The sequence below is a fragment of the Deltaproteobacteria bacterium genome (assembly GCA_035063765.1).
In the GTDB taxonomy this organism is placed as follows: domain Bacteria; phylum Myxococcota_A; class UBA9160; order UBA9160; family PR03; genus CAADGG01.
The window spans coordinates 168,721-181,921 of sequence record JAPSFT010000004.1; the positions used below are offsets into that span (position 1 = coordinate 168,721).

Here is a 13,201-nt window from a genome sequence, read left to right on the forward strand (position 1 = left end):
ATCCTCCCTCGTTCCGGAGCCGGAACCGCATCCGTGCCCGCCCCGCCCGCCAGCCTCCTCGTGCTGGACAACCACGACTCGTTCACCTGGAACCTGGTCCAGGCGCTCGAGGCGATGGGCGCCGCCGTCACGGTCGTGCGGCCGGACGCCGGGCTCCGGCCGGCGCTGCGCCGCGTGCGGCCCGACGGCGTCCTGGTGTCGCCGGGGCCGGGGAGGCCCGAGGCGGCGAGCGACGCGCTCGCGCTGGTCCGGGCCGCCGCGGAGGCGCGGCTGCCGCTGCTCGGCGTATGCCTCGGGCACCAGGCGCTGGCGATCGCGTTCGGCGGCCGGGTCGGGCGCGCGGCCGTGCCCCGCCATGGCAAGACGATCGCCGTCCGCCACGACGGCGACGGCCTGTTCGCCGGCGTACCCGACCCCTTCGAGGCGATGCTCTACCACTCCCTGAGCGTGGACGCGGCGTCGCTGCCGGCTGCGCTCACGGTCTCGGCGGTCGGGCCGGAGGGGGAGGTGATGGGGTTGCGCCATCGCCAGCTTCCCCTCGACGGCGTCCAGTTCCATCCCGAGTCGATCGGGACTCCCACGGGCACGGCGCTGCTCGCGAACTTCCTGGCGCTCTGCACGACGGGAGCGGCGGCGTGAACCTGCGCGTGGCGCTCGAGACGGCGACCCGTGGCGAGGCGGTGGCGCCGGCCGTGCTCGAGGCGGCCTTCGGCGAGATCATGGACGGCAAGGCCAGCGCGGTGGCGATCGCGGCGCTGCTCGTCGCGCTGCGCACCAAGGGCGAGACCGTCGACGAGATCGTGGCGGCGGCCCGGGCGCTGCGCGCGCGGGCCGACACCGCGCCGCTCGTCGACGCGCGGGCGATCGACACCTGCGGCACCGGCGGCGACGGCGCGGGCACCTTCAACGTGTCGACGGCGGCGGCCTTCGTCGTGGCCGGGGCGGGCGTGCCGGTGGCCAAGCACGGCAACCGCGCCTCGTCGAGCCGTACCGGCAGCTTCGACGTGCTGGAGGCGCTCGGCGTGCGCGCCGATCTCCCGATCGCACGCGCCGCCGAGATCCTGCGCGAGATCGGGGTCGCCTTCTTCTACGCGCGCCGGGCCCATCCGGCGATGCGCCACGTGGCTCCGGTGCGCGAGGAGCTCGGGGTCCGCACGCTCATGAACTGCATCGGGCCGCTCTGCAACCCGACGGGCGTGCGGCGCCAGCTCGTGGGGGTCTACGCAGCGGCGCTGGTCGAGCCCCTCGCCGAGGCGCTCGCGGCGCTCGGCGCCGAGGCGGCGCTCGTGGTGCACGGCGAGGACGGCCTCGACGAGATCACCACGACCGCGCCGACCCGCGCCGCCCAGGTGCGCGGGGGCCGGATCGAGCCGCTCCGGCTCGACGCCGCCGCGCTCGGGGTGCCGCGCGCGCGCGCGGCCGAGCTTGCCGGCGGCGAGCCGGCCGAGAACGCCGGCATCGTGCGCGCCGTGCTCGAGGGCAGCCCCGGCCCTGCGCTCGACATCGTGCTCGTGAACGCGGCCGCGGCGCTCTGGGTGGCCGGCGCCGCGCCCGACTGGGCGGAGGGCCTCGTGCTCGCGCGGCGCAGCGTCGCGAGCGGGGCGGCGCGGGCGAAGCTCGAGGCGCTCGTCGAGGCGAGCCGGCGATGAGCGCCCCGCGCGACGTCCTGGCCGAGATCCTCGCCCACAAGCGCGAGGAGGTGGCGGCGGCGAAGCAGGCGGTGGCGCCCGGGGCGATGCGCGCGCGCGCCCTGGCCCGGGCGCGCGACGAGGCGCCCCGCGGCTTCCGGCGCGCGCTCGGCGCCGGCCCCACGCCGCGCGTCGTGGCCGAGCTCAAGCGGCGCTCGCCGAGCAAGGGCCTGATCCGGGCCGACTTCGACCCGGTGGGCATCGCAAAGGCCTACGCCGACGCCGGCGCCGCGGCGATCTCCGTGCTGACCGACGAGCGCTGGTTCGGCGGCGCGCTGGCGCTGCTCGAGGCGGTGCGCGCGGCCGTGGCGCTCCCGCTCCTGCGCAAGGACTTCGTCGTCGACCCCTACCAGGTGGACGAGGCGCGCGCGCACGGCGCCGACGCGGTGCTCCTGATCGTGCGCGCGCTCCCCCCCGGCGCCCTGCGCGCGCTGCGCGAGCGCGCGGAAGGCCTCGGCCTCGACGCGCTGGTCGAGGTGCACGACGAGGCGGAGGTCGAAACGGCCCTCGCCGCCGGCGCCGACCTGATCGGGGTCAACAACCGCGATCTCGCTACCTTCGCGACCGACCTGGCCGTGAGCGAGCGGCTGGCGCCGCGGCTGGCGGCGCGGGGAGTGGTGGTGGTGGGCGAGAGCGGGATCTTCACGCACGCGGACGTCGCGCGGCTCGAGGCTGCCGGGGCGCACGCCGTGCTGGTGGGCGAGTCTCTGATGCGCGAGCCCGACGTGGGCCGCGCGCTCGCCCGGCTCAGGGGGAGGTCGTGAACGTCCGGGTGAAGATCTGCGGGATCACCAGTCCCGACGACGCCGAGGCCGCGGTCGACGCCGGTGCGGACCTGATCGGCCTCAATTTCGTCACGGGCTCGCCGCGCTGCCTCGCGCTCGGCGACGCCGAGCGGATCGCCGAGCAGGTCGGCGGGCGGGTGGAGCGCGTGGCGGTGTTCCGCAACCCCGACCCGCGCGACATCGAGCGCGTGCTCCGGCGGGTCGAGGTGGAGCGCATCCAGCTCCACGGCGAGGAGGAGCCCGAGGAGGTCGAGGCGATCGAGCTGCCGACCATCAAGGCCCTGCGCGGAGCTGACGAGGAGGGGGCCTCGCGCTACCCCGGGTCGATCCTGCTGCTCGACCATCCGACCGCGGGCGGCGGGCGCGGGCAGGCCTGGAACTGGGCCGACGCGGGGGTCCTCATCGAGCACGGCTACGACGTGATCCTGGCCGGCGGGCTCGACCCCGAGAACGTGGGACAGGCGATCGAGGACGCGGGCGAGCTCCTGCCCTGGGGCGTGGACGTCGCGACCGGCGTCGAGAGCGAGCCCGGGCGCAAGGACGCTGCGCGGATGCGCGCCTTCGTCGCGGCGGTGCGGCGCGCGGAGGCGGGCGGGTGAGCACCGCTCCCGCGCGCGCCGGGCGCTTCGGCCCCTACGGCGGGCGCTACGTCCCCGAGACCCTGATCGCAGCCCACGACGAGCTCGCGGAGGCGTACGCGACGATCCCGGCGACGCCGGCCTTCCAGCGCGAGCTGGCCGCGCTGCTCCGCCACTACGCGGGGCGACCGACCCCGCTCTACTTCGCGCGGCGCACGAGCGAGGAGCTCGGCGGCGCGCGCGTCTACCTGAAGCGCGAGGACCTCGCCCACACCGGCGCCCACAAGATCAACAACGTGCTCGGGCAGTGCCTCCTGGCGCGCCACATGGGCAAGCCACGGGTGATCGCCGAGACCGGTGCCGGCCAGCATGGCGTCGCCACCGCGACGGCGTGCGCGCTCTTCGGTCTCGAGTGCGAGGTCTACATGGGCGCGGAGGACGTCGAGCGCCAGGCGCTCAACGTGTTCCGCATGGAGCTGCTCGGCGCGCGCGTGCGGCCGGTCACGAGCGGCTCGCAGACCCTCAAGGACGCCATCAACGAGGCGATGCGCGACTGGGTCACCAACGTCCGCACCACCTACTACTGCATCGGCTCGGTGATGGGCGGGCATCCCTATCCCACGATCGTGCGCGACTTCCAGCGCGTGATCGGGGTCGAGGCGCGCCGCCAGATCCTGGAGGCGGAGGGCCGGCTCCCGCAGGCGCTGGTGGCCTGCGTGGGCGGCGGCTCGAACGCGATGGGGCTCTTCCATCCCTTCCTCGACGACGTGGAGGTCGCGCTCGTCGGGGTCGAGCCGGCGGGGGAGGGGATCGGCAGCGGGCGGCACGGGGCGGTGCTGTGCGCGGGCGTGCCCGGCATCCTGCACGGCCAGCGCACCCACGTGCTGGCCGACGACGACGGCCAGATCTTCCCGGCCCACTCGATCTCGGCGGGCCTCGACTATCCCGGCGTCGGCCCCGAGCACGCCTGGCTGCGCGACAGCGGGCGCGCCCGCTACGTGGCCGTCCGGGACGAGGAGGCGCTCGACGCGTTCCTGTATCTCTCGCGCATGGAGGGGATCCTCCCCGCGCTCGAGAGCGCCCACGCGATCGCCCACGTGCGCCAGCTTGCGCCGACCCTGCCCAAGGACGCGCTCGTGATCGTGTGCCTCTCGGGCCGCGGCGACAAGGACGCGCCGCAGGTGCGCGAGATCCTGAAGGCGCGCGCGGCGAAGGAGAGGGCCGCGTGAGCCCCGCGGATCCGAGGAGCGGCCGCCTCGCGGAGCGCTTCGCGGCGCTGCGGGCGCGCGGCGAGAAGGCGCTGATCCCCTTCGTCACGGCCGGCGACCCGGACCTCGGGGTCACCGAGGCGCTCCTGCCCGCGCTCGCGGCGGCGGGCGCCGACGCGATCGAGCTCGGCGTGCCCTGGTCGGACCCGGTGGCGGAGGGCCCGACGATCCAGCGCTCGAGCGAGCGCGCCCTGCGCGCGGGCACCACCCTGCGGCGGGTCCTGAACCTCGTGAAGAGCGTGCGTCCGACCCTCGAGGTGCCGCTCGTGCTGATGGGCTACGCGAACTCGTTCCTGACGATGGGCGAGCAGCGCTTCCCCGAGGCGGCGCGCGAGGCGGGGATCGACGGCGTCATCACCGTGGACTGCCCTCCCGAGGAGGAGCCCGGCTACTTCGCCGCGCTCGAGGCCTGCGGCGTCGACGGGATCCTGCTCGCGGCGCCGACGACCCGGCCCGAGCGGCTCGCGATGCTGGCCCGGCGCACGCGCGGCTTCCTCTACTACGTGTCGCTCACGGGCGTCACGGGCGCCCGCCGGGAGCTGCCGCCCGAGCTCGAGGAGAACCTGGCGCGGATCCGAGCGGTGTCGCAGGTGCCGGTCTGTGTCGGCTTCGGGATCTCGACGCCCGAACAGGCCCGCCACGTGGCGCGTCTCGCGGACGGCGTGGTGGTGGGCTCGGCGCTGGTCGACCGGATCGCGGGCGCCCCCTCGCGCGAGGCGGCGGTGACCGAGGCCGCGAGCTTCGTGGCGTCGCTCGGGGCGGCGCTGCGCGGCTGAGGCGATGGGGGCGATCCGGCAGCTCCGCCCCGGGGACGAGGCCGAGCTCTCCCGCTCCTTCGAGCGATTTCCGGATACGACCCTGTTCCAGCTTCAGCCGCGGATCGCCTCGACGCAGCGCAGGAAGTTGCCGCCGAGCACCTTCCGGATCCGCTCCGGGCTCCAGCGGCGGCGCAGCATGTGCTCGACGAGGCGCGGCAGCTCGAGCGGGCTGCGCAGGTCGCGCGGGGGGTGGATGGCCCCGTCCCAGTCGCTGCCGAGCGCGGCGAAGTCCTCCCCCACGGTCTCCACGATGTGCGCCAGGTGCCGCACGACGGCGTCGGAGCGGCCGCCCCAGTAGGGCTCGCCGAGGAAGCTCGACTGGTACATCACGCCGACCACGCCCCCCGAGTCCGCGACGGCCTGGAGCTGGTCGTCGTCGAGGTTGCGCCAGTGCTTGTGGACGCCGTTCACGCCGGTGTGGGTGACGACGAGGGGCAGGGAGGGGTCGTGCACCGCGACCGCGTCCCAGAAGCCCTGGCGGTTGATGTGGGCGAGATCGACCAGGATCCGCTTCTCGTCGAGGCGGCGGACGAAGTCCTTGCCGAAGTCGGAGAGCCCCTCGTCCTTGCGCGCGCCCGCGGCCGGTGAGCTGGTGACCCCGATCCGTGACGACGAGAGATGGACCAGCGTGATCCGCACCACCAGGTCGTCCGGGATCCGGTCGAGGTCGTCGAGGTGGCGGTCGAGGGCGTTGCCGCCCTGGATGCCGAGGAAGGCGCCGTGGCGCCCGGCAGCCGCCGCGCTCCGGTACTCGCGCGCGTTGCGCACGATCGCCACCTCGTCGGGGACGCTCTCGAGGATGCCCTGGAGGCGGCGCAGGTTCTCGAGGAAGACGAGCGGGCGCCGCTCGCGCCGGCGCAGCGGGTTGGTCGTGATCACCCAGATCGCGCCGCCGAGCCGGGCCTCGCGCACGCGCGGCAGGTCCACCATCGAGAGCACCCGCGCACCGGTCGGGCCGTGGCCGTGCCGCGCGCGGAGGTCGTAGCCGAAGAGGCGCGTCCAGATGAAGGAATCGACGTGGAGGTCGATCACGTCGCTCGCGAGATAGAGCTCGACCGCCTCGCGCGAGACGTCGAGCTCGCGGGCCCAGAGCGCGGGGTCCGAGCGGAGGTCGCGGATGCCGGGGAGGCCCATGGGCGTGCAGGGTAGGCGAGCGGGGATGCGCAAGCTCGCCTCCGCGCGCCCGATCGGCCATGCTCCGTCGGATGGCCGACCTCGCGCTCCGTTCCGCCGCCGAGCTGACCGCCGCCCTGCGCTCGCGCGCGCTCGGCGCCTCCGAACTGCTCGAGCACTTCCTCGCGCGCGTCGAGCGCTGGAACCCGGCGCTCCACGCGATCGTGGCGCTCGACCGGGAGGCGGCGCGCGCGCGCGCACGGGCGGCCGACGAGGCGCTCGCGCGCGGGGAGTCCTGGGGCCCCCTCCACGGGCTCCCGATGACGGTCAAGGACTCGATCGAGGTGGCGGGCATGCCCTGCACCTCGGGCGCGCCGGAGCTGGCCGGGCACCGGCCCGCGGTGAGCGCGCCGGCGGCGCAGCGGCTCGTGGACGCCGGCGCGATCGTCTTCGGCAAGACGAACCTCCCCCTCTACGCGGGCGACTTCCAGAGCTTCAACTCGCTCCACGGCACCACCGGCAACCCCTGGGACCCCACGCGCACGCCGGGCGGCTCGAGCGGTGGGGCGGCGGCGGCGCTCGCCGCCGGCCTGTGCGGGCTCGAGCTCGGCAGCGACATCGGCGGCTCGATCCGCAACCCATCGCACTACTGTGGCGTCTACGGGCACAAGCCGAGCCACGGGATCGTCCCCCTGCGCGGCCACATCCCGGGCGCACCCGGGAGCCTCCGCGAGGACGACCTCGGCGTGATCGGGCCGATGGCGCGCGGCGCGGGAGACCTCGCGCTGGCGCTCGACCTGCTGGCCGGCCCCGACGAGCCCGCCGCGCGCGCCTGGCGCCTCGAGCTGCCGCCGGCGCGCCGCACGGGGCTCGCCGGCCTGCGCGTCGCGCTGTGGCTCGACGACCCGTTCTGCCCGGTGGACAGCGAGGTCGGTGATGTCCTCCAGGCGGCGGCCGACGCGCTCGCGCGCGCGGGCGTCGTGATCGACGCGAAGGCCCGGCCGGTGGACGCGGGCACGAGCCGCGCCGTCTACCTCCAGCTCCTCTACGGCGTGCTCGGCGTGGGCTTCCCGCCGGCGCTGCTCGCCGGCTGCGACGCCCAGGCTCCCCAGCTCGACCCGGCCGACGGCTCGCTCGGTGCCCTCTTCGTGCGCGGTGTCGCGCAGCGCCATCGCGACTGGCTGGCCGCGCACGAGCAGCGGCTCGCCCTGTGCGCGCGCTGGGCGGAGTTCTTCCGCGAGCACGACCTCCTGCTCGCGCCGGTGATGCCCACCGTCGCCTTCCCCCACGACCACTCCGAGATCGCGGCGCGCACGATCGCCGTGAACGGCGAGCCCTTCCCCTACCTCGAGCAGATCTTCTGGGCCGGCCTGGCGACCGTCGCGCGGCTGCCCGCGACCGCCGTCCCGGTCGGAAGAGGGCGCAGCGGGCTGCCGGTCGGAGCACAGCTCGTGGGCCCCTTCCTCGAGGATCGGACCCCGCTCGCCTGCGCCGCCGCGATGGCCGACGTCGTCGGGGGCTTCGTCGCGCCGGCCGGCTACGGCGGGGAGGACTGACGGGCGGTGATGGCGCGGAGCTGGGTGGAGGAGCACGCCCGCCTCGAGGCGCTGGCACGCGCGATCGAGCCGGGCGTACGGCTCCAGACCAAGGCCGGGCCGCACTGGCGCGTGCTCGGCTGGCTGGCGTGGCTCGCGACCGCCGGCGGCATCCCGCGGCGCACCTTCCTCGAGGACTACGCGACGACGCTCGGGCCCCTGCACGGCTATCCGGCCGGCTGGAGCGCGGAGCGCGTGGAGGCGGTGCTCGTGCACGAGGCGCGCCACACGCGGCAGGCCCGCTGGTGCGGGCTCGGCCTCCACCCGTGGCTCGGCCTGCCGGTCTTCGCCGTGCTCTACCTGGCGCTGCCCCTGCCGGTCGGTCTCGGCCTCGCGCGCCTGCTCTTCGAGATCGACGCCGATCGTGCGAGCTGGCGCCACGCGCTCGCGAGCGGCGCCTCCCCGGACCAGGTGCGCGCGCGGGCCCGCGCGTTCGCGGGCCGCGTCTGCTCGGGGCACTACGGCTGGCCCGTGCCGCCGCGCTTCGGCAAGGCGCTCTTCGCGCGCGCGGCCGAGCGGACGATCGCTGCGCACGCACGCGCAGGCGCGGCGCTCGGCGAGCATTGCGCGTGAGCGAGCGCGGCCGCCGCCGCTACGAGCTCCCCGACCCGGCTCTCGAGGCGGAGCTCGAGGGCCTGCTCGCGCGCTTCCAGGAGCGCCACGGCGCGAGCCGCAGCCCCGAGTCGGTGCGGCAGCTCGTGGTGACCGCCCTCCGGCTCGTCAGCGACGGCGCCTCGCAGGCGGACCTCAAGCTGCTCTCGAACGCGCTGAAGGAGCTGCGCCACGCCTTCCGCGTGTTCGCACCCTGGGAGTCGGTGCGCAAGGTCGCCGTCTTCGGGAGCGCGCGCACCGCGCCGGGCTCCCCGGACTGGATCGCCGCGGAGCGCTTCGCCGAGGCGATCGTCCGCGCGGGCTGGATGGTGATCACCGGCGCGGGGCCCGGGATCATGGAGGCGGCGCAGGGCGGCGCCGGCCGGCAGGCCTCGTTCGGGGTCAACATCCGGCTGCCCTTCGAGCAGCAGGCGAACCCGATCATCCACGGCGACGCCAAGCTCGTGAACTTCCGGTACTTCTTCACCCGCAAGCTGGTGTTCGTGAAGGAGGCGCACGCGATCGCGCTCTTCCCGGGCGGCTTCGGCACCCACGACGAGGGCTTCGAGGCGCTGACCCTGATCCAGACCGGGCGCAGCGAGATCGTGCCCGTGGTCTTCGTCGACGTGCCGGGTGGGCACTACTGGCGCGACTGGCGCCAGTACGTCGCATCGCACCTGCGCGACCGCGGCCTCGTCGATCCCGACGACCTGTCGCTCTTCCGCGTCACCGACGACGTCGGCGAGGCGGTCACCGAGGTGACCCGCTTCTACCGCAACTACCACTCGAGCCGCTTCGTGCGTGATCTCCTGGTGCTGCGCCTGCGGGTCGCGCCCGACCGCGGGGAGCTGGCGGCTCTCGATCGCGACTTCCCCGACCTCGTGCGGGAGGGCCGCATCGAGAGCTGCACGGCGCTCCCCGAGGAGGCGGGCGAGCACGCCGAGCTGCCGCGCCTCGTGCTGCGCTTCGACCGCCGCAAGGTCGGCCGCCTGCGGCTCCTGATCGACCGCATCAACGGCTGGGAGAGCGTCGAACGCGCCTCGCCCGGAGCGAGCCCGCGCGCGATCACGGAGAGCCAGCTTCCGCCCGAGGCCGAGCGGGCCGAGGCCTCCGACGAGGCCCGCTAGCTAGGCGCGAGCGCCTCAGGCGTCCGGGTCGTCGTCCGCGAGCGCCTGGGCGGCGATCGGATGGGGCGCGAACGCGGGGCCGTCGCTCCAGCCCGGGAGCTGCGCCGCCTCGCTGAGCCACGAGCGGGCGACGTCGTCGTCGACGACGACCGAGCTCTCCTCGAAGCCCCCCGTGAGACCCTCCCAGAGGTCCTGGCCTCCGGCTTCCCACCAGGTGCGCGAGACGTGCTCGAAGTCGACCGAGAGCTTCACCACGCCCGATGCTCCAGGGGCCCGCCGATCGCGAGGCCTGTGCGGGCGGATTGTAACGGCCGGTCGGGGCCCTACCATCGGCCGCCATGCCGTCCCTGCAGCACTTCGCCGCATCGCCCGAGGCGGTGGGCGTGGACCCCGAGCGCCTCGAAGCGCTCTACGCGCGGGTCGCGCGCGACGTCGAGCAGGGGATCCTGCCGGCAGCCCAGGTGGCGGTGGCGCGCCACGGCCGGATCGCCGGCATGCGCAGCTTCGGGAGCGTGACCCACGAGGGCCGGCCCGCGCCCGCGACCAACGAGACGCTCTTCGTGGTCTTCTCCTGCAGCAAGGCGATCACCTCCGCAACGGCGTGGCTGCTCCTCGAGGAGGGGCTCCTCTCGCTCGACGAGCGCGTGGCCGGCGTGATCCCGGAGTTCGGCGAGAACGGCAAGCAGGAGGTCACGGTCGAGCAGCTCTTCACCCACACGGCGGGCTTCCCGCGTGCGCCGTACCGGCAGGACGAGTGGGACTGGACGCGGCTCGCCGAGCGCTTCGCGCGCTGGCGCCTGAACTGGGAGCCGGGCTCGCGCTTCGAGTACCACGCGACGAGCAGCATGTGGGTGATCGCCGCGCTCGTGCAGGCGCGCACCGGCATGGACTTCCGCGACACCGTGCGGCTGCGGCTCGCCGAGCCGCTCGGACTGCCCGACCTGCGTCTCGGCCTGCCGCGCGCGCTCCACGGCCGGCTCGCGGATGTCTCCTATGCGGGCGAGGAGCCCGGCCCGGAGCGCTTCGCCGCGCTGGGCCTCCCGATGCCGCCGGTGACCGAGGTGACCGAGGAGGCGGTGCTCGGCTTCAACGAGGCGCGCGTGCGCGAGATCGGCGTGCCCGGCGGCGGCGTCACCGCCACCGCCGGCGACCTCGCGCTCTTCTACCAGGCGCTGCTCGAGCCCGCGCTCTGGAAGCCCGCGACGCTCGCGGACGCGCGCCGGATCCGGAACCCGGACTTCCTCGACCCGGTCTTCCGCAAGCCCGCCAACCGGGGGCTCGGGATCGTGGTCGCCGGCGGGCCCGACAAGGCGTTCCTCGGCTTCGGCCGCACCTGCTCGGACGAGGCCTTCGGTCACGGCGGCGCGGGCGGGCAGATCGCCTGGGCAGATCCCGTGACGGGGCTCTCGGTCGGCTACTGCACCTCGGGCTTCGACCGCGACGTGCTGCGGCAGGCGCGCCGGACCGTCGCGATCTCGAGCCTCGCGGGCTCGTGCGCGAGCTCGGCGTGACGGCGCTCCGCTTCGCGCGCGAGGAGCTCCTGCGCTCGCACGACTACGCGCGCCCCCAGGTCGTCGCGGGCCATCGCCTGCACGGGGGCTTCGACGCCGGTGGCCGCTATATCCCGCCGCGCTCGCTCGTTCGCGCCCCTGCGGTCACAGCGTGGACCGACGCCCTACGCAAGCGGGGCGGCGATCTCCTGGCCGCCGACGCCTCGCTGCTCGCGGGCGTGCGCATGCCGAACGAGGCACAGGGGCGGCTCCTCCTGCGCGAGGGGCTCGGGCAGACCTTCTGGAACCAGCTCACGGTGACCGGCAAGATCGAGGCGCGCGGCCGCGTGCTGCGCGACCTGCCGCTGCCCTCGCTCGCCGAGGCCGTACACGAGGACGCCTCGGAATGGGCGATCGGCCATCTGCAGGGGGGGCTGCTCGAGGCGCACGGCCTCGACGAGGGCGGCGAGCCGGAGCGCGGGATCGGCGGCCACGACGTCATGTGGTTCGCGCTGCGCGACCTGGCCTTCGGCCCGGTGGACTTCCCCGACGCCGAGGTGCCCGAGCGGATCGGCCGCGACGAGGACGCCGAGGCGGCGGTGCCGGCGATCCCGCTCGCGATCGAGCGCACGGTCTCGTTCCTGATGAACCTGCTCGTGATCGAGTTCCGCGCCGAGCTCGCCTTCTCCTTCACCGAGGCCATGCTGCGCGACCCCGAGCTCTTCCGGGAGCGGCGGGCCGGGGCGCTCGAGGCGGCGGAGGTCGTCGGGCGCATCCGCGCCGACGAGGCGATCCACGTCGCGTCGCTGCGGCTCTACCTCGGCGAGCTGCGCCACGCCACCTTCCGCGGCCGCGACGGCGGGCGCGTGCCGGGCGCCGAGGTCGTCGATCCGCTCTGGGAGCGGCTCGCGCACTGGGCGACCGTCGAGCAGCCGCGGCTCGTCGCGGAGCAGCAGCGCGAGCTCTACCGCGGGCGCATCGCGGCGCACCCGGAGGGCGCGCGGGTCTGGGCGGAGTTCGAGCGCCTCGGCGACTGAGGGGCGCGTGCGCTCCGGTTACGATCGCGAACGCCGGGCGCGAAACCGTGCTCCGGGGGCGTGCCGGACCGGCAGCCGGCGCGGGGCGGCTCCGGCGTCGCTCTCGCGTAGCTTCGGGCGGGTGCTGCGCATCCCCTGCGCTCCGCGTCCCGTTGGCACGGCGGATGCTCCGGCCGTCCAGAGGGCATCCGGGACGGGGGGGACGGACATGGACCGCCGGGCGATCGCTGTCGCGTCGCTGGCCGGGCTCGGGCTCGCGGTGCTCGCCTGCGCGCGCGCACCGGACCCGGCCAGCACGACCTGCGCGCGCGTGCTCGCGCGCCGGCTCCCCGAGGCGCGCGTCGTCGGGATCGACGCCGATCGCCGCGCGTCGCGCGCCGTGGTGCGCTTCGAGGTGGGCGAGGCATGGGGCCAGGAGCCGGCGCGGGGCGAGCTCTCGTGCGCGGTGGAGCCGGTCGGGAGCGAGGGCGGCTGGCGCGTGCGCGAGGCGACGCTCGACGGCGTCGCGCTCACGGACGCCGAGCTCGCGGTCGTCAACGCCGACCTGTTCCTGCACGAGCTCGCCCGCGCCGGCGCCCGCTGAGCGCGATCAGCCGCCCGCGCGCTTCACCGTCCAGCCCTGCTTCGAGAGCTCCGCGACGAGCGCGTCGCGGTGGTCGCCCTGGATCTCGATCACGCCGTCCTTGACGGTGCCGCCCGAGCCGCACAGCCGCTTCAGGCGCGAGCCGAGCTCGTCGAGCGCGGCGCCCGAGAGCGGCACGCCCGTCACCACCGTGACGCCCTTGCCCTTGCGGCCCTTGGTCTCGCGCCCGACGCGCACCACCGCGGCCGCGCCCGCGGCCGGCGCGGGCGCGCGCCTCTTCGCGCAGGCGCACGCCGCAGCCGGCCGGCCGCAGCGCGGGCACATGCGCCCGTGCGCGGACGAGAAGACGATGCCGTCGGCGCGGCGGGCGCTCATGGGCGGATCCTAGAAGCCGTCGCAGGAACCCGCTCGCGCCGGGTGGCAAGGCTCCCGGCAGCACGTCGAAAGCCCCGGACCTCGATCCGGACGGCGGCGAGAGGGTCCACCCGTCGCGCCCGGCTGCGATCGCAGATCGGGCTCCCCCGGGCC

At 75.5% G+C, this 13,201-nt stretch carries 15 protein-coding genes; 12 read left to right on the top strand and 3 right to left on the bottom strand.

What is annotated here, in order from left to right:
- Positions 1–33: 33 nt before the first annotated feature.
- Genes OZ948_03310 through trpA form a run of 6 tightly spaced genes read left to right on the top strand, consistent with a single transcriptional unit; the run spans position 34 to position 5,095 of the window.
- The gene (locus tag OZ948_03310; protein ID MEB2343748.1) at positions 34–639 is read left to right on the top strand and encodes an aminodeoxychorismate/anthranilate synthase component II; all 606 of its coding nucleotides are present in this window, start codon (positions 34–36) and stop codon (positions 637–639) included.
- Positions 636–1,649 (top strand): anthranilate phosphoribosyltransferase, encoded by a 1,014-nt coding sequence (gene trpD, locus OZ948_03315; protein MEB2343749.1) that lies wholly within the window; start codon positions 636–638, stop codon positions 1,647–1,649. The genes OZ948_03310 and trpD overlap by 4 nt, the downstream gene beginning before the upstream one ends.
- The gene (gene trpC / locus OZ948_03320) at positions 1,646–2,452 is read left to right on the top strand and encodes an indole-3-glycerol phosphate synthase TrpC (GenBank protein MEB2343750.1); all 807 of its coding nucleotides are present in this window, start codon (positions 1,646–1,648) and stop codon (positions 2,450–2,452) included. Before trpD ends, trpC begins: the two co-directional genes overlap by 4 nt.
- Positions 2,449–3,072 (top strand): phosphoribosylanthranilate isomerase, encoded by a 624-nt coding sequence (locus tag OZ948_03325; protein ID MEB2343751.1) that lies wholly within the window; start codon positions 2,449–2,451, stop codon positions 3,070–3,072. Before trpC ends, OZ948_03325 begins: the two co-directional genes overlap by 4 nt.
- Positions 3,069–4,280, top strand: a complete 1,212-nt coding sequence (trpB, locus tag OZ948_03330) for a tryptophan synthase subunit beta (GenBank protein MEB2343752.1) — start codon at positions 3,069–3,071, stop codon at positions 4,278–4,280. Before OZ948_03325 ends, trpB begins: the two co-directional genes overlap by 4 nt.
- Complete coding sequence (trpA, locus tag OZ948_03335; protein MEB2343753.1) at positions 4,277–5,095, top strand: tryptophan synthase subunit alpha; 819 nt, start codon at positions 4,277–4,279, stop codon at positions 5,093–5,095. Before trpB ends, trpA begins: the two co-directional genes overlap by 4 nt.
- A gap of 93 nt (positions 5,096–5,188) precedes the next feature.
- On the opposite strand, the gene OZ948_03340 is transcribed toward trpA, so the two are convergent.
- A complete protein-coding gene (locus OZ948_03340; protein ID MEB2343754.1) occupies positions 5,189–6,271 on the bottom strand; it encodes a membrane dipeptidase in 1,083 nt (360 codons plus the stop codon).
- A gap of 71 nt (positions 6,272–6,342) precedes the next feature.
- Here OZ948_03340 and OZ948_03345 point away from each other — a divergent pair, with 71 nt between their 5' ends.
- The 3 genes from OZ948_03345 to OZ948_03355 are packed head-to-tail and all read left to right on the top strand — an operon-like array spanning position 6,343 to position 9,563.
- A complete protein-coding gene (locus OZ948_03345) occupies positions 6,343–7,806 on the top strand; it encodes an amidase (GenBank protein MEB2343755.1) in 1,464 nt (487 codons plus the stop codon).
- Between the two features lie 6 nt (positions 7,807–7,812).
- Complete coding sequence (locus OZ948_03350; protein MEB2343756.1) at positions 7,813–8,418, top strand: hypothetical protein; 606 nt, start codon at positions 7,813–7,815, stop codon at positions 8,416–8,418.
- Entirely contained in the window at positions 8,415–9,563 is a 1,149-nt protein-coding gene (locus OZ948_03355) for an LOG family protein (GenBank protein ID MEB2343757.1), read from the top strand. The genes OZ948_03350 and OZ948_03355 overlap by 4 nt, the downstream gene beginning before the upstream one ends.
- 15 nt (positions 9,564–9,578) lie before the next feature.
- Here OZ948_03355 and OZ948_03360 read toward each other — a convergent pair whose 3' ends face one another.
- The gene (locus OZ948_03360) at positions 9,579–9,815 is read right to left on the bottom strand and encodes a hypothetical protein (GenBank protein ID MEB2343758.1); all 237 of its coding nucleotides are present in this window, start codon (positions 9,813–9,815) and stop codon (positions 9,579–9,581) included.
- 86 nt (positions 9,816–9,901) lie between these two features.
- On the opposite strand from OZ948_03360, the gene OZ948_03365 reads away from it, so the two are divergent.
- The 3 genes from OZ948_03365 to OZ948_03375 all read left to right on the top strand — a co-directional run bounded on the left by OZ948_03365 (position 9,902) and on the right by OZ948_03375 (position 12,673).
- Positions 9,902–11,074: a serine hydrolase gene (locus tag OZ948_03365; protein MEB2343759.1), complete on the top strand. Its 1,173-nt coding sequence runs from the start codon at positions 9,902–9,904 to the stop codon at positions 11,072–11,074.
- Complete coding sequence (locus OZ948_03370) at positions 11,056–12,090, top strand: hypothetical protein (GenBank protein MEB2343760.1); 1,035 nt, start codon at positions 11,056–11,058, stop codon at positions 12,088–12,090. Before OZ948_03365 ends, OZ948_03370 begins: the two co-directional genes overlap by 19 nt.
- A 208-nt stretch (positions 12,091–12,298) precedes the next feature.
- Positions 12,299–12,673, top strand: a complete 375-nt coding sequence (locus OZ948_03375; GenBank protein MEB2343761.1) for a hypothetical protein — start codon at positions 12,299–12,301, stop codon at positions 12,671–12,673.
- 6 nt (positions 12,674–12,679) lie between these two features.
- Here the strand turns inward: OZ948_03375 and OZ948_03380 are convergent, their stop codons facing one another.
- Positions 12,680–13,048: a translation initiation factor Sui1 gene (locus OZ948_03380; GenBank protein MEB2343762.1), complete on the bottom strand. Its 369-nt coding sequence runs from the start codon at positions 13,046–13,048 to the stop codon at positions 12,680–12,682.
- Positions 13,049–13,201: the final 153 nt, after the last annotated feature.

Coding starts and splice junctions, on each gene's coding strand:
- OZ948_03340 (MEB2343754.1), bottom strand. CDS start 6,271: ATGGGCCTCCCCGGCATCCGCGACCTCCGCTCGGACCCCGCGCTCTGG.
- OZ948_03380 (MEB2343762.1), bottom strand. CDS start 13,048: ATGAGCGCCCGCCGCGCCGACGGCATCGTCTTCTCGTCCGCGCACGGG.
- trpC (MEB2343750.1), top strand. CDS start 1,646: ATGAGCGCCCCGCGCGACGTCCTGGCCGAGATCCTCGCCCACAAGCGC.
- OZ948_03375 (MEB2343761.1), top strand. CDS start 12,299: ATGGACCGCCGGGCGATCGCTGTCGCGTCGCTGGCCGGGCTCGGGCTC.
- OZ948_03365 (MEB2343759.1), top strand. CDS start 9,902: ATGCCGTCCCTGCAGCACTTCGCCGCATCGCCCGAGGCGGTGGGCGTG.
- OZ948_03345 (MEB2343755.1), top strand. CDS start 6,343: ATGGCCGACCTCGCGCTCCGTTCCGCCGCCGAGCTGACCGCCGCCCTG.